We start from the raw sequence: 15,274 nt of genomic DNA on the forward strand, positions 1-15,274 counted from the left end.
GGCATGACTGACAGCGCAGCAGTCTCAGGCCCGCAATCCGCAATGGCAGACGGTTCCGACGACGTTCGCGCGGAGATGGACGGGCTGCGCGGCCTTGTCACTGTCTGGCGCGGTCGGGTGCTGGGGCTTGTGGTGCTGGCGCTGTGCCTGCTGGCGGATGTGACCTTCCTGGCCGACAACCCGCTCCGGCGCGAATTCTACGACCTGTCGCAGCAGCTGATGCCGCGTCCGGTGGAAAGCAACCTGCCGGTGATCGTCGCGGTGGACGAGCGCAGCATCGCCGAGATCGGCCAGTGGCCCTGGCCGCGTACCGTGGTCGCCGACCTGATCGACCGGATGGGGCAGGGCGGCGCGCTGGCCATCGGGGTCGATGTGCTGTTTCTCGACCCGGACCGGCAATCCCCCCGGCATCTGGCTGACCGCATGACCGATGCGCCGCCGGATGTGCTTGGCTATGTCAGGACCCTGCCGGACTACGATGCCATTCTCGCGGAAGTCGTCGGTGCCTGGCCTGTCGTCCTGGGCCTTGGGGGGACCCGCACCCGCACGGGCGTCAACGGCCCCGTGCGAACCGTGCCCGTGGCGCTCACCGATCCGGCACTGAAGCAGGTGCTGCCGACATTCCCCGGTGCGGACCAGTCGGTCGCGGACGTCTCGGCCGCTGCCGCCGGGCAGGGACTGCTGAACGCCATCGAGGACCCGGATGCGATCATCCGCAGACTCCCGGCTGTGGCGATGATCGACGGGCGCCCCGTGCCGTCCTTCGCCATGGAGATGCTGCGGGTCGCGCTCGGGGGGCTGATCACGGTCAGGGGCGCGGACGGGCGGGTCGATGGTCTGCAGATCGGTGACTGGTTCATCCCGACGGAGGCGGATGGCACCATCTACGTGCCCTTCTCGCCGCCGTTCGCCAGCCGCTATGTCTCGGCTGTAGACGTGCTGCGCGACGACGAGGTGGCGCTGTCGCTGGAGGGGGCGATCGCCATGATCGGCCTGACCGGACAGGGGCTGGTCGACCTGCAGACATCCCCGCTGCGTTATCGCGCGCCGGGTATCGATGTGCATGCGCAGATGATCGAAGCCGTGGACGAGGAATATTTCATCTCCCGGCCGGGCTGGACCCGCTGGCTGGAACTGGCGGTGCTGGTCGCTGTCGGCCTGCTGGTCGTCTTTGTCGTGCCCGTCCTGCGTCTGCGCTTCGGCATTCCGCTGATCCTGCTGGTCCTGGCCCTGACGGTTGCCGGCGGCCTGCTGGCCTATGCGACGGAGCGGGTCTTCGTCGATACCATGGGGGCCACCCTGACCGGGGTTGTCACGGGTATTGCCATGCTCAGCATGACCCTGATGATCGCGAATGCGCACCGCCGGGCCCTGGGGCGTCACCTCCAGTTGCAGCGGGAGGAACGGGCGCGGCTGCAGGGTGAACTGGACGCCGCACGGGAGATCCAGCTTGGCCTGCTGCCGGGCCTGGACAGCCTGCCCGACATCAGCAGCCAGCTCTCCCTTGCCGCCATGCTGGAACCGGCACGCGACGTTGGCGGCGACCTCTACGACTTCTTCATGATCGACGACGACAGGCTGTTCCTGTCGGTCGGCGACGTCTCCGGCAAGGGCGTTCCGGCCAGCCTGTTCATGGCCATTTCCAAGGCCCTCTACAAATCGGCCGTACTGCGTGACCGCCAGCAGATCGACGACATCATGACCGCCGCGAACGAGGAGATCAGTCGGGAAAATCCGAACATGCTGTTCGTGACCCTGTTCGCGGGCATTCTCGACCTGCGGACGGGTCATCTGGACTATTGCAACGCGGGCCATGAACCGCCGCTGATCTTCACGCCGGGAACCGAGGGGATCCGGGTGCTGGATGGCGGGGGTGGCCCGCCGGTCTGTGTCCTTGATGATTTCATGTACATGGCCGACAGCGTCGATCTGGCACCGGGGGAGATGATGCTCATCACCTCCGACGGGATCGGGGAGGCGATGAACGACGGCGGCGAGCTCTACGGCAACGACCGCCTGCACGAACTGATCGCCCGCCTGCAGCCGGGGGCGGTGTCGGAGGACCTCAGCCTGACGCTCTACGAAGACGTGAAACGTCATGCTGACGGGGCGCCTGCGTCCGATGACATCACCATCATGGCGCTGCGCTGGATGCCGCCCCGCGTTCAGCAGGCTTGAGGCTTCCGGTCCAGACCTGTCACACTGTCCGCCGACACGTCGTCATGACATGAAGTCCGGGGGGGAAGCCCATGCCAACGACACGACAGGTAACACTTGCCAGCCGACCGCAGACGGTTGTGGTGCCAGAGAATTTCGCGATGCAGGAAGCGGTCACGCCCGACCTGGGGGAGGGGGATGTGCTGGTCCGGCACATCTACATGTCCGTTGATCCCTACATGCGCGGCCTGATGGGGGGCGGCGTGGCCTATGCCGCGGGGTTCGAGATCGGTCAGCCGCTGTTCGGCCGGGTCATCGGTGAAGTGGCGCAGAGCCGCAACGCCGACTTCCGGGAAGGCGATTTCGTCTATGGCATGCTCGACTGGGCCGACTGGTCCGTGGCGAAGGGCGGGGAGAGCCTGCGCCGCGTCGATTCCGCGCGTGCGCCACTTTCCTACTACCTGGGCACGCTGGGTTTTCCCGGCCTCACCGCCTATGTCGGCATGATGCTGATAGGGGAGCCGAAGCCGGGGGAGACCGTCTTCGTCTCCGCCGCGTCCGGGGCCGTCGGGCAGGTCGCGGGACAGTTGGCACGGATTGCCGGAGCCCGCGTCGTGGGCAGCGCCGGCAGTGACGAGAAGGTGCGCTTCATCACCGGGGAATGCGGCTTCCACGACGGTTTCAACTATCGCATCGCGCCCAGCGTGCTGGAGGCGCTGCGGCTGCACTGTGCCGATGGCATCGATGTGGATTTCGAGAATGTGGGCGGGGAGACGCTGGATGCGGTTCTGGCCCATGCCAATCCCTTCGCCCGGATCGCGGTCTGCGGCATGATCAGCCAGTACAATCTGGCCGAGCCCTATCATCTGAAGCATGTGAACGAGGTCGTCTCGAAACGCCTCAACATGCGTGGCTTCGTGGTGCGGGATCATGCGCACCTGATCGAGCAGTTCATTGACGAGACCGCCGGACATATTGCCGATGGCACCATGGCGGTGGCCGAGGACATGATGTTCGGACTGGAGAATGCGCCTGCCGCCTTCATCGGCATGCTGGCGGGCGAGAACTTCGGCAAGCGCGTGATCAAGGTCGGTGACGACCCCAATTGGAACTGAACCTGCGGGAGACTCCACATGGCGAAGGGATTGTTGCTGGTCGGTTGCGGCAAGATGGGCGGCGCAATGCTGTCCGGCTGGCTGGATGAAGGCACGGATCCGGGAACCGTATTCGTCATCGAACCGGCCGAGGCCCTGCGCGCACCGCTGCGCGCGCGCGGCGTCAATGCGGTCGCTGCCGCTGCCGACCTGCCTGACGGTTTCTGGCCGGATTGCGTGGTTCTGGCGGTCAAGCCCCAGATGATGGCGGACGTGACGGGGGAGTTTGCGCGTTTCGTGGGGCCGGACACCCAGTTCCTGTCCATCGCCGCAGGCACCACCATCGGCTTCTTCGAGGGGGTGCTGGGGGAGGCGGCGGCCATCGTCCGCACCATGCCGAACACGCCGGCCGCCGTGGGCAAGGGCATGCTGGTCGCCTGTCCCAATGCCCATGTCACGGAGGCCATGCGGGCGCGTGCCGATGCATTGCTGTCTGCCGTCGGTGCAGTCGCCTGGATCGACGACGAGAGCCTGATGGACGCGGTGACGGCCGTGTCCGGTTCGGGGCCGGCCTATGTGTTTCACATGATCGAATGCATGACGGCGGCGGGTATCGACGCTGGTCTGCCGGAGGATCTGGCGGCGCAACTGGCGTCCCAGACCGTCTATGGCGCGGGTGCGCTGGCCCATGCCGCGTCGGAGGATCCGGGAACCTTGCGCAAGAATGTCACCAGCCCCGGCGGTACCACGCAGGCGGCGCTGGAAGTGCTGATGGCCGACGACGGACTGGCCCCCCTGATACGCCGTGCCGTTGAGGCGGCGGCGAAGCGCAGTCGCGAACTGGGGGGCTGAGGGCGCGGCGACGTCTCAGACGATACGTCTGGTATCCCGGTTCTCCACCACCGGTGCGGTGGTGGAGAGGTGTTCTGTGGCCGCCCTGAGTCCGCTTTCGTGCGGCACGTTGCATTGCATCAGGGCGGCCTCGATCCCGGCGAGGGAACCCAGGATCATGGGGTCGTTCAGGTCGCCCATGTGTCCGATGCGAAACACCAGCCCGGCCAGGTGCGACAGCCCGCCACCCACGGCAACGTCGAAAGTTTCCCGCGCGGTCTGGCGGATTTCGTCGGCGTCACCGCCATCGGTCCGCCGCACCACGGTCAGGGACGATGCCCGCTGTTCCGGGTGCAGCGCGTTGAATTCCAGCGCGCCACCGCGGCACCACTCGGCCACCGCGGCCCGGACAGCACCGGCCAGGCGCTCGTGGCGGGCGAAGACGGCATCCAAACCCCATTCGTTCAGCATGGTGATGGATTCCCGCAGGCCGAAGATCAGATGCTCCGGTGCCGTGCCGCAGAACCGGCGGTACTGCTCCATCCCCAGCCGCGCGTCCCATGACCAGTAGTCGCGCAGGGTGCCGACACGCCGCGTCGCCGCAAGGGCCTTCGGTCCGGCGGCGGTGAAGGACAGGCCGGGCGGCATCATCAGCCCCTTCTGGCAGGCCGCGATCACCACATCGATACCCCATTCATCCATCGGCAGGGGTGTGGTCATGAAGGACGCGATGGCATCGATGACCAGCAGGGCCGGATGACCGGCGGCATTGATGGCGGTGCGCATGGCCCGCACATCGGAGGTGACGCCGGTCGCGGTCTCCGTATGCACGGCCAGCACGGCCTTGATCCGGTGATCGGTGTCGCGGCGCAGGATATCCTCCAGCGCGTCGACATCGATGGCGGTGCGCCAGTCGTTCGGAATGGTCTCGATCTTCAGGCCGAAGGAACTCGCCATCTCGCCCCAGGTCAGGGAGAAGCGGCCCGTCTCCGGCATCAGGATGGTGTCGCCCGTTTCGAACAGGTTGACGAAGGCGGCTTCCCAGGCGCCGTGACCGGAGGCGGTGTAGAAGAAGACTTCCCCGTCCGTGCCGAACAGCGGCTTCACCCTCTCGAAGCAGTCGATGGCGATGTCCATGAAGCCGGGGCTGGCGAAATCCAGCGCCGGACGATGCATGGCGTTCAGGATGCGGTCGGGAATGTTCGTCGGGCCGGGAACCTGAAGGAACTGGCGTCCGGGGCGTAGGGTCATGGGAGGCTTCCGTCTGAGGCAGGATCTTCCGGCAGACTAGCCAAGCGGTACCGCCTGTCACCTGAGAAATACAACCGGTATGCTACAGTATAGCTCAACCGGCGCACCGCTGGCCGGGCAGGGTTCGTGTGTGGCAAAAGGAATATTGTGCACAAGGCGACTCACAAGACAGCTTTTCGCAGCCCCCGTTGCCAGGCGCTGAGTGACTACTGGTGGAACCTGCGTGCGGAGACTCCTGACGGCGTCCCGACCAGGGCAATGATCGATCCCGGGCAGATCAAGCCCCTGTTGCCCTATCTGCTGATCCATGATCTGGCGACACTAGGCAAATCCATTCTGCGTCTGGTCGGTACTGCAATCGCGGAGCGGTTCGGGCTGGATCCTACGGGGCGCGATTACCTGGATTTCGTCAGCCCCGAGCGCAAGGCGGACGCCTACCATCACCTCCATTGCACCGCGAACCATCCCTGCGGCATGCGTGTCATCAACCGGGCGCACTATCTGTCCGGCAAGCGGACAGTGGCTGAAGCCGTGGGCTTTCCGCTGCGCCATCACAACAGCGGGGCCCCCTTGATGCTGTTCCTCGACGATCTGGTCGAGGCGCCGCAATACGACCTGAATCCGCGGGAACGCCCGGTCGAACTGTTCCATGTCCCGGAGCGGGATTATCTGGACGTGGGCTTTGGAGTTCCGAATCCCCGCGAACAGGCCGATGATGCGAACCCGATCACCCGAAACGAGTCCTGATCCATGGAACCAGCCCTGTTGGTTGCGGTTGCCCTGGGCGGCGCGGTTCTTGTCGCCGTCGCAGCCTTCATTGCGATCCGCCGCAGCACCGGCCAGCAGGACCCGGACGCGGCCATCGTTGCCGCGCGGGACCAGGCGGAAGCTGCCTTGCAGCAGGCCCGGTCCGAGAATGCGGAGAAGGACCGGCGCATTGCCACGCTGGAGGCGGACAGCGCCAATGCCGCGAAACGCCTCGCCGAACGGGATGAGATGCTGGAGCGGCTGCGCGCGGACCTACAGCGCGAGACCGCCGCGCTGGGTGACCTGAAGGTCGAGCATGCAAGCCTGAAGCAGGCGCAGGAGAAGGATCAGGCGCGGGCGGAGGAACGCCTGAAGGAACTGACCGACGCGCGCGAGCGGATGACGAAGGAGTTCAGGGAACTGGCCGACACGGTGCTGAAGGGCCATGCCACGACCTTCAAGGAACAGAACCGGGAACAGCTTGACGGGCTGCTGAACCCGCTGCGCCAGAAGATCGTGGAGTTCCAGACCGGCATGACCGATGCCCAGCGGCAGGCGGCGGCAGGGCAGGCGGCCCTGAAACAGCAGATCGAGTCCCTGCAGAAGCACAGCACGCAGATGACCCAGGAGACCCTGAACCTGACCCGCGCGCTGAAGGGCAAGACCCAGACCCAGGGGGCCTGGGGCGAGATGATCCTGGCCACGATCCTGGAGAAGTCGGGCCTGCGGGAGGGGGAGGAGTTCTCCACCCAGCAGAGTGAAACCCTCGACAGCGGAGAGCGGCTGCGTCCCGACGTGGTGGTCAACCTGCCGAACGAGCACAAGATCATCATCGATTCCAAGGTCTCGCTGGTGGCGTTCGAGGCCTATGTCAATGCGGAGACGGAGGCGGAGCAGGCGGCGGCGCTGAAACGCCATGTCGAATCCCTGCGCCAGCATATCCGCGGCCTGTCATCGAAGGACTATTCCCGGATCACCGGGGCGACCACCGACTACGTGATAATGTTCGTGCCCATTGAAGGGGCCTTTGCCGCCGCGCTGCAGGAAAGCCCGGACCTGACCGGATTCGCCATCGGCCTGAACATCACCATGGCGACGCCGACCACGCTGATCACCCTGCTGCGCACCGTCGGCAGCCTGTGGCAGGTGGAGCGCCAGCAGAAGAACGCGGAAGACATCGCCAACCGCGCCGGCCTGCTCTACGACAAGTTCGCGGGCTTCGTTGACGACGTGACCGACATCGGCCGCCACCTGGACCGTGCCGCCAAGTCCCAGCAGGCGGCGGTCAGCAAGCTGGTCGAAGGCAATGGCAACCTGATCACCCAGGCCACCCAGCTCAAGACCCTCGGCGCCAAGGCGAAGAAGGAATTGCCGCAGGCGATGGTGGAGGCGGCGGGCGCGACAGCGATAGAGGGGCCGGACGGGAAAGCGGCCGGGCCAGATGCGACTGGCGATCAGGCGTGACCGTCCCGACGGTGATGAGCGGCATGGTGCTGACCGGCCATGGCGGGCCGGAGCGGCTGGAATGGCGCGATGACCTGCCCGTGCCGGCACCGGGCGAGGGGGAAGTGCTGGTGCAGGTGGGCGCATCCTCCGTCAACAATACCGACATCAACCTGCGCGTTGGCTGGTACTCGAAGAGCGTCCGGGGGGACACGGCGGCGGGCACCGCCGATGGCTTCGGGGCAGACGTGGATGCAGATGGCGGCTGGTCGGGCGAGGCACTGGTCTTTCCGCACATCCAGGGCGCCGACTGCTGCGGGCGGATCGTTGCTGCGGGACCCGGGGTGGACGCGGGACGTATCGGTCAGCGGGTATTGGTGCGGGCGCTGCAGTCACCCCCGTCGCCGGATGCACAGGTGGCGGTCACGACGCTCGGCACGGACTATGACGGAGCCTTCGCGGAATACACCAAGGTCCGCTCAAGTGACGCGATCCTGATCAATTCGCCTCTCTCCGACACCGACCTGGCTTCCTTCCCCTGCGCCTTCTCCACTGCGGAGGGGATGATCCAGCGGGTGAGCCTCGGGGCGGAACGGGTGCTGATCACCGGCGCGTCGGGCGGTGTCGGATCGGCGGCGGTACAGCTCGCCAAACGGCGTGGGGCGCATGTCACGGCGCTGACCAGTGCGGCCAAGGCCGATGACCTGCGGGGGCTGGGGGCCGACGAGACCCTGGACCGGGATGCCGACCTGCCCGAAGGCGCATTCGATGTGGTGATCGACCTGGTCGGCGGTCCACGCTGGCCGGAACTGCTGGAGACCCTGCGCAGCGGCGGGCGGTATGTCACCGCGGGCGCCATCGCCGGACCCATCGTCGAACTGGACCTGCGCACCCTCTACCTGCGCGACCTGACCCTTTTCGGCTGTACCCATCAACCTGACAGTGTCTTCACCGACCTGGTCCGCTACATCGAAGCCGGGGAGGTCAGCCCCCTGGTCGCCGCGACCTATCCCTTGCGCGAACTGCACGCCGCGCAGGAAGCCTTCCTGGGCAAGTCCCACATCGGCAAGATCGCGATCCGGGTCGGCGGCTGATCCTTCCGAACACCAAGAAAAAGGGGCCGGTACCTTGTGGGGTACCGGCCCTAGTTCCCTGTCTTCAGATCCTTTGGGGGATGGTCTGGACGGAGGGATTGGTGTGTTTCTGTGTGTCCTTGTGGTCTGCGATCCCGGTCAGAAAGGCAGGATCACGTCGAGCAGCTGCTGGCCGTAGCGGGGCTGCTGCACGTCGGTGAGCTGGCCGCGGCCGCCGTAGGCGATGCGCGCTTCGGCGATCTGGCTGTGGCTGACCGTGTTGGTGGCGGTGATGTCCTGCGGGCGGACGACGCCGGAGATCAGCAGTTCGCGCACCTCGAAGTTCACCCGGACTTCCTGGCGACCGGCGATGACCAGGTTGCCGTTGGGCAGGCGGTCCACGATCAGGGCCGCGACCTCCAGGTTCACGGTCTCGTCACGGTCGACGGTGCCGGTGCCGGTGTGGTTGCTGGTATTGCCGACGCTGACGAGGCTGGTCGGGTCAACCGCGTCCGGCAGGAAGTTGGCGAAGTTGCTCTGGAAACCGAGCAGCGAGGTGGCATCGGTATCCTCCGAGGCGGCGCGGGCGCGGGAGGTCGAGTTGTTGAGCTGCGCCTGATCGTTGATCTGCACCTGCACCGTCAGGATGTCGCCGATCTGGGAGGCGCGCTGGTCCTTGAAGAAGGCGCGGGCACCGGGACGCCAGAGCGAGTTGGCCTGGCGGATCGTCGGCTCCGGGCGCGGCATCGGCAGGCTGACGGTGCGATAGCTGCTCTCCGACCGCGGGTCCTTGATCTCGGTGAGGTCCGGTGCCTTGCCGATGTTCTCGATGCGGTCGACGGCGGAGCAGGCCGTGAGGGCGGCTGCGGCGGCGAGGATGGCCAGACTGCGGATCAGGGAGCTTCTCATGACATTTTGTCCTTCAGGGAGCGGAGGTTTCCGCGGCAGTTTCTGCCGGGTGGGGAGCTTCAGGTTCGGGTTCAGCGGGTAAGCTGCGACAGGCGGGTGCTGGCCGGGATCACGTTGACCTGGCCCGGGGCGGCCACGCGGGCCTCGATGGTCAGTCGGCTGCGGTCGTTCATGACGCGGATGACGTCGTTGCGGCCGCCATTCTCCATCGCGCGGCCCGATGCGGTCAGCAGCAGCCCGCCATGGCGGTAGACCATGGTGACCGCCGCGCCCTTCGAGACCATCACCGGGGTCTGCAGGTCGGAGACGCGGATCAGGCGGTTGGCGGCGATGTGGCGCTTTGGGCTCATGCCCACCAGTTCGTTGACATTGACCACGGTCTGGCGGCGGACATGGTCCTGGCGCACCCGCTGCCAGCTGATGTCGTCGTGAGAGATCTCGTCGCCCGGACGCACCGGGTGGGTCAGCACCGGCACTTCGGTCATGACCCAGGCGCGGCCATGCAGGCGTTCGCGCTTTGCCAACGGGTCTCCGGCGGGGGAGGAGACAATGGCAGTGAAACGGCCGGTGCGCGGTGCATAGTCCAGGCTGATGACCTCGACGGTCGGCAGCTTGTCGGTGGCGACATGCAGGGTGGACCGGTGTCCGGCCAGCTCGATCTCCAGATCCTCGCCGTTGGTCTGGGTGCTCAGGGCCAGTTCGACCTCGGCCATGATGTCGGCCATCGGCACGATGTGGCTGGCGCGGGTCACGGTGATGCGGTGCATCCCGGCGGGGGGCATCCAGTGCACGCCGCGGCTGGCGGCGATGCGGGCGATTGCGATGGGGTTCAGGGCCAGACGCTCGCCGGGTGCCGGGGCATGGGCAACCACCAGGTCGCCAGCCTGCTCCGCGCCATCCAGCAGATCGGTCAGCGTGATCACCGGGCGGTCGATGATGATGCCCTGCTTCAGGGTCGCCATCATCGGCTCCGCGGCGAGGGCGGCGGTGGACAGCGCCATGCCGGCCACGAAGGCTCCGGCGGCGATCAGTCTTGCAAGCACGCGGTTCATGGCGATCACCTCAGGGTGTTGATTGCGGCCATCATCTCGTCGGATGCGGTGATGACCTTGGAGTTCATTTCATAGGCACGCTGCGCGGTGATCAGATCCGTGATCTCCTGCACCGGGTTCACGTTGGAGGTTTCCAGGAACCCCTGCTGGATCGACCCGAAACCGGCCTGACCGGGAATGCCGGTCGTCGCGGCGCCGGATGCCGGGCTTTCCAGGAACAGGTTGTCACCCACCGCCTCCAGGCCGGCGTCGTTGAAGAAGGTCACCAGTTCGAACTGGCCCAGGTTCTGGAACGCGGTCTGCCCGGCAATCTTTGCCAGCACCTCGCCGTTCGCGTTGATCGACAGGTCCTGTGCGTTGTTCGGCACGGTGATGCCGGGTGCCACCACGAAGCCGTCCTGGGTCACCAGCTGGCCATCGGCGCCGACCGAGAAGTTGCCGGAGCGGGTGTAGGCGTCTTCCCCCGTCGGCAGGGTCACGCGGAAGAAGCCGCGACCGTTGATGGCCAGATCCAGCGGGTTGTCGGTGATGGCGATGTCACCCTGTTCGGTGATGCGATAGACGGAGCCCGCCTTGACGCCGACACCGATCTGCACGCCGGAGGGAACGATGGTCCCGGCGTCGGAGGAGCTGGAGCCGACGCGGCGGACGTTCTGGTACAGCAGATCCTGGAACGCGGCCCGCTGACGCTTGAACCCCGTGGTGTTCATGTTGGCGATGTTGTTCGAGATGACTTCGACATTCAGCTGCTGCGCCAGCATGCCGGTGGAAGCGATGGAAAGACTACGCATGGCTCAATACTCCTCGGGGACTGCTCAGGTGACCTGGCCAAGACGGCCGATGGCGTCCCGCTGAATGTCGTGGTCGGACTTCACCATCTGCTGCATGGCCTCGTAGGCCCGCTGCACGGCGATCATCCGGGTCATTTCGGTGATGGAATTGACGTTGCTGGACTCCAGCATGCCCTGCAGGATCTGCGGGTCCTCGATCTCGAACGGGGCCTGATCGGTCTCGTAGAGGCCGCCTTCGGCCTTCTCTAGGTCCTGCTCGTTGTCGAAGCCGACAAGCTGCAGGCGGAAGGTCTCGCCGTCGGCGGCGGTGATCGTGCCGTCGCGGGCGATATCGACGGCGACGGTCGGGTCGGCGAACTCGATCTCCTTGCCCTCGATGTCCAGCAGGGGGGCGCCGTCCATGGTCACCAGCCGCCCCTGGTCATCCAGGCGCAGGTGACCGTTGCGGGTATATTTCTCGCCGTCCTGGGTCTGCACGACCAGGTATCCCTTGCCGGACACGGCCACATCCAGCGGGTTGGAGGTGGACTGCAGCGGTCCGTCGGACACGTCCATGGCGACGCCGTAATCCTGCACGTAGGAGATGCTGTCGCCTTCCTTGGTGTCCACCAGGAACTCGCGGAACATGACCTGCTCGGCCCGGAAGCCGACGGTGTTCATGTTGGCGATGTTGTTGGCGACGATGTCCATCTGGCGGCTGAGAGCCACCTGACGGGAAAGGCCGACCAGAATTGCGTTTTCGATACCCATGGCGTTTGCCGAAAGCTCCTGAGACGTTGCTGGTCAGGGGCAATGCATCCGGTGTGCCAGAATTAAGTTATTGAAATTGTTGAGTTCCATTATTGGCTCGACTGGAGGGCGGCAAGAAGGGGAGGGTTGGTGGGCAAGTCCTGCCGGTTCGTGATGTGTTAACGGCGATCCCAACACTTTGTTAACCGAGACAGCCTACCTTCACGCCAGTTAACTGAACCCGCGCGAGGTCCGCATCATGGCTGAAGAGATGGAAGAAGCTGCTGTCGCCGAAGGCGCAGAAGGGGCTGCCGACGATCAGCCGAAGAAGCGCAGACTGAGCGGCAAGGTGCTTGTGCTGTTCGTGGCGCTGCCCGTTCTGGTGCTGCTGGGCGGCGGCGGCGCGGCCTTCATGATGCTGGGCGGTGGCTCCAATGGCGAGGCGCAGGCCGCCAGCTCCAGCCATGGTGCCGAGGAAGACGACGGGCATGGCGGCGGTCATGGTAAGGCTGAGGCCGATGACAGCGGTGGCCACGGCGGTGGCGGACACGGCGGCGGCGGACATGGCGGCGGCGGGTCGGAAGGCTACGGCAAGGTGACCTACGCCGGCAGTGACCTGATCTTCTATGAGCTGCCCGACATGCTGGTGAACCTGAATACCGACGGGCGCCAGCCGCGCTATCTGAAGATCCGCGTGGCGCTGGAGTTCGGCGACCGCAGCATCGTGCAGCGTATCGAGAAGGTGATGCCGCGCATCGTCGATCATTTCCAGGTCTACCTGCGCGAACTGCGCCGGGAAGACCTGCAGGGCTCCGCCGGGGTCTATCGTCTGAAGGAAGAGCTGATGATCCGCGTCAACCAGTCGGTGCGCCCGGCACGGGTGCGCGACGTCCTGTTCAAGGAAATGCTGATCCAGTGATGGATCGGGGCGCGGAAGTTCGTAACCACAAAATGCAGAAAGCGTTTTTGAATGGCTGAAGAAGACATGGCCGATGCGGTTGAACCCCAGGCAAGTGACAGCGAGTTGATGCTGGGCGATGATCCGGAAAGTTCCTTCGGGGCAAACAACCGGATCCTGAACCAGGACGAGATCGACAGCCTGCTCGGCTTTGATGCCGATGGCGACGATGACGGCGAGAAGTCCGGCATCAAGGCGATCATCAACTCCGCGCTGGTCAACTACGAACGCCTGCCGATGCTGGAGGTCGTGTTCGACAGGCTGGTCCGCATGATGACCACCAGCCTGCGCAACTTCACGTCCGACAATGTCGAGGTGGCGCTGGACAACATCACCTCCGTCAGGTTCGGCGACTATCTGAATTCCATCCCGCTGCCCGCGATCCTGTCGGTGTTTCGCGCGGTTGAATGGGACAACTACGGCCTGATCACCGTCGACTCCTCCCTGATCTACTCCATCGTCGATGTGCTGCTGGGCGGTCGCCGCGGCACTGCCGCCATGCGGATCGAGGGGCGGCCCTATACCACCATCGAACGCAACCTGGTGGAGCGAATGGTGGCGGTGGTGCTGGCTGACATGTCCGCCGCGTTCGAGCCGCTGTCGCCGGTCGCCTTCAACTTCGACCGGGTCGAGACCAACCCCCGTTTCGCCACGATCGCCCGTCCTGCCAATGCGGCCATCGTCATCAAGCTGCGGATCGACATGGAAGACCGTGGCGGGCGGCTGGACGTGCTGCTGCCCTATGCCACGCTGGAGCCCATTCGCGAACTGCTGCTGCAGATGTTCATGGGCGAGAAGTTCGGTCGTGACTCGATCTGGGAGAACCATCTGGCCACCGAACTCTGGAAGACCGATGTCGACCTGGTGGCGGTACTGGATGAGCAGACCCTGCCGCTGTCGAAGGTCATGCGCATGAAGGTGGGCGACACGATGATGCTCAATGCCTCGCCGGACAGCGCGATCCGCCTCAACTGCGGTGGCATTCCGATGGCCGCGGGCAACATGGGCCGTCGGGGACAGAACATCTCGGTGAAGATTGATCGGGCCTACCGCAAACAGGGAGACGGATCATGACCATGGACATGAACCTGCTGCTGGATGTGCTGCTGGTCGTGCTGCTGACCGCCACCGTGATCTATTGCTTCAGGCTGAACCGCCGTATTGGCCAGTTGCGCAACGCGCAGGGCGACATGGCTGCCCTGGTGCAGTCCTTCGACCAGTCGACCGAGCGCGCGCGGTCCAGCATCGATGAACTGAAGAATACTGCCGGTGCCGTGGGCCTGGAACTGGAAGCCAGGGTGGCCAAGGCACGCGACATGCTGGACGAACTGCAGCTTGTGACCACGTCGGGCGAACGTGTGGCCGACCGGATCGAAAAGGGCGTGGACAGCCGCAAGAGTTCCGCGACCGCTGCACCGGTGCGTCCTGCGGAAGTATCCGCCGCCGCTGCGCCGGCCCGCGCCGAGCGCGATGGCCGTGGCGATGCGGAATCGAAACTCCTCAAGGCACTGAGACAGGTTAGGTAATCCCATGCGACTTCCCGGCGTTCGAATTCTGCCTGTCACCCTGGTTGCAGCCACTCTGGTGCTCGGCCTTAAGGTCACCTATCTGGTGGACAGCGAGGGCGTGGTGTCGCCCGTGATCGGACTGCCGCAGGCTGTCGCCGCCGATGATCCCGCCCCGGAGATGGAAACCAGGCTGGCGGCGGCAACGACCGGTGACGAGGTGGCGGGTGAAGAGTCCGAGAAGGCTTCGCCGTACCCGCCGGACAGCCTGGCCAATCGTGACCCCTCCACCTTCTCCCCCGCCGAGATTGCCTTGCTGGAGAATCTCGCGCGTCGGCGTGACGAGATCGAGCAACGGGCGCGCGGCCTGGATGTGCGCGAGAACCTGCTGGAGGCGACCGAGCAGCGGATCGACGAGAAGATCGAGACCCTGCAGGCGCTGGAGACCCGGATAGAGACATTTGTCGAGCGCCATGACGCCGCCGAGACGGAGCAGATGCGCAGGCTGGTGAAGGTCTACGAAAGCATGAAGCCGAAGGATGCCGCCCGCATCTTCGAGGAGATCGACATGGAAGTGCTGCTGGAGGTCGCGGGCGGCATGAAGGAAAACAAGATCGCCGCGATCATGGCCAACATGACCCCGCGCCGGGCGCAGGAACTGACGATCGAACTCGCGGACCGGAAGGCCATCGAGAGCGTGATCAAGCAGAACTGAACGCGCTTCACCGCTTCTT

The 15,274-nt window shown here is 65.4% G+C and carries 15 protein-coding genes; 10 read left to right on the forward strand and 5 right to left on the reverse strand.

What is annotated here, in order from left to right:
- Positions 1 to 3: 3 nt before the first annotated feature.
- From QGV55_RS03405 to proC, 3 genes are all read left to right on the forward strand, one after another.
- Positions 4 to 2,178, forward strand: coding sequence for a CHASE2 domain-containing protein (locus QGV55_RS03405; protein ID WP_281018265.1), 2,175 nt, complete (start codon positions 4 to 6; stop codon positions 2,176 to 2,178).
- Between the two features lie 71 nt (positions 2,179 to 2,249).
- The gene (locus QGV55_RS03410; RefSeq protein WP_281018264.1) at positions 2,250 to 3,272 is read left to right on the forward strand and encodes an NADP-dependent oxidoreductase; all 1,023 of its coding nucleotides are present in this window, start codon (positions 2,250 to 2,252) and stop codon (positions 3,270 to 3,272) included.
- An 18-nt stretch (positions 3,273 to 3,290) separates the two neighbouring features.
- The gene (gene proC / locus QGV55_RS03415) at positions 3,291 to 4,103 is read left to right on the forward strand and encodes a pyrroline-5-carboxylate reductase (RefSeq protein WP_281018263.1); all 813 of its coding nucleotides are present in this window, start codon (positions 3,291 to 3,293) and stop codon (positions 4,101 to 4,103) included.
- Between the two features lie 15 nt (positions 4,104 to 4,118).
- Here proC and QGV55_RS03420 read toward each other — a convergent pair whose 3' ends face one another.
- A complete protein-coding gene (locus tag QGV55_RS03420) occupies positions 4,119 to 5,333 on the reverse strand; it encodes an aminotransferase class V-fold PLP-dependent enzyme (RefSeq protein ID WP_281018262.1) in 1,215 nt (404 codons plus the stop codon).
- 147 nt (positions 5,334 to 5,480) lie between these two features.
- Here QGV55_RS03420 and QGV55_RS03425 point away from each other — a divergent pair, with 147 nt between their 5' ends.
- The 3 genes from QGV55_RS03425 to QGV55_RS03435 are packed head-to-tail and all read left to right on the forward strand — an operon-like array spanning position 5,481 to position 8,617.
- Complete coding sequence (locus tag QGV55_RS03425) at positions 5,481 to 6,080, forward strand: PAS domain-containing protein (RefSeq protein WP_281018261.1); 600 nt, start codon at positions 5,481 to 5,483, stop codon at positions 6,078 to 6,080.
- A gap of 3 nt (positions 6,081 to 6,083) precedes the next feature.
- Positions 6,084 to 7,544 carry a DNA recombination protein RmuC gene (gene rmuC / locus QGV55_RS03430; protein WP_281018260.1) on the forward strand — a complete coding sequence of 487 codons (1,461 nt, stop codon included), beginning with the start codon at positions 6,084 to 6,086 and terminating at the stop codon, positions 7,542 to 7,544.
- Positions 7,541 to 8,617, forward strand: coding sequence for an alcohol dehydrogenase family protein (locus QGV55_RS03435; RefSeq protein ID WP_281018259.1), 1,077 nt, complete (start codon positions 7,541 to 7,543; stop codon positions 8,615 to 8,617). The genes rmuC and QGV55_RS03435 overlap by 4 nt, the downstream gene beginning before the upstream one ends.
- Before the next feature lie 138 nt (positions 8,618 to 8,755).
- Here the strand turns inward: QGV55_RS03435 and flgH are convergent, their stop codons facing one another.
- The 4 genes from flgH to flgF all read right to left on the reverse strand — a co-directional run bounded on the left by flgH (position 8,756) and on the right by flgF (position 12,098).
- Positions 8,756 to 9,505: a flagellar basal body L-ring protein FlgH gene (flgH, locus tag QGV55_RS03440; RefSeq protein WP_281018258.1), complete on the reverse strand. Its 750-nt coding sequence runs from the start codon at positions 9,503 to 9,505 to the stop codon at positions 8,756 to 8,758.
- A 71-nt stretch (positions 9,506 to 9,576) separates the two neighbouring features.
- Positions 9,577 to 10,557, reverse strand: coding sequence for a flagellar basal body P-ring formation chaperone FlgA (flgA, locus tag QGV55_RS03445; protein ID WP_281018257.1), 981 nt, complete (start codon positions 10,555 to 10,557; stop codon positions 9,577 to 9,579).
- A gap of 5 nt (positions 10,558 to 10,562) precedes the next feature.
- Entirely contained in the window at positions 10,563 to 11,348 is a 786-nt protein-coding gene (gene flgG / locus QGV55_RS03450) for a flagellar basal-body rod protein FlgG (protein WP_281018256.1), read from the reverse strand.
- A 24-nt stretch (positions 11,349 to 11,372) separates the two neighbouring features.
- On the reverse strand, positions 11,373 to 12,098 hold the full coding sequence (gene flgF / locus QGV55_RS03455; protein ID WP_281018255.1) for a flagellar basal-body rod protein FlgF: 726 nt from the start codon (positions 12,096 to 12,098) through the stop codon (positions 11,373 to 11,375).
- A gap of 238 nt (positions 12,099 to 12,336) precedes the next feature.
- Here flgF and QGV55_RS03460 point away from each other — a divergent pair, with 238 nt between their 5' ends.
- The 4 genes from QGV55_RS03460 to QGV55_RS03475 all read left to right on the forward strand — a co-directional run bounded on the left by QGV55_RS03460 (position 12,337) and on the right by QGV55_RS03475 (position 15,255).
- Positions 12,337 to 12,996 (forward strand): flagellar basal body-associated FliL family protein, encoded by a 660-nt coding sequence (locus QGV55_RS03460; RefSeq protein WP_281018254.1) that lies wholly within the window; start codon positions 12,337 to 12,339, stop codon positions 12,994 to 12,996.
- Between the two features lie 108 nt (positions 12,997 to 13,104).
- Positions 13,105 to 14,109 (forward strand): flagellar motor switch protein FliM, encoded by a 1,005-nt coding sequence (fliM, locus tag QGV55_RS03465; RefSeq protein ID WP_348637654.1) that lies wholly within the window; start codon positions 13,105 to 13,107, stop codon positions 14,107 to 14,109.
- Positions 14,106 to 14,561, forward strand: a complete 456-nt coding sequence (locus QGV55_RS03470) for a DUF6468 domain-containing protein (protein WP_281018252.1) — start codon at positions 14,106 to 14,108, stop codon at positions 14,559 to 14,561. Before fliM ends, QGV55_RS03470 begins: the two co-directional genes overlap by 4 nt.
- Positions 14,562 to 14,565: 4 nt before the next feature.
- Positions 14,566 to 15,255, forward strand: coding sequence for a hypothetical protein (locus QGV55_RS03475; RefSeq protein ID WP_281018251.1), 690 nt, complete (start codon positions 14,566 to 14,568; stop codon positions 15,253 to 15,255).
- The last annotated feature ends 19 nt before the right edge of the window (positions 15,256 to 15,274 follow it).

Origin of the sequence: Minwuia sp. IMCC3009, from assembly GCF_029909415.1 — a bacterium.
Taxonomy (GTDB): domain Bacteria; phylum Pseudomonadota; class Alphaproteobacteria; order Minwuiales; family Minwuiaceae; genus Minwuia.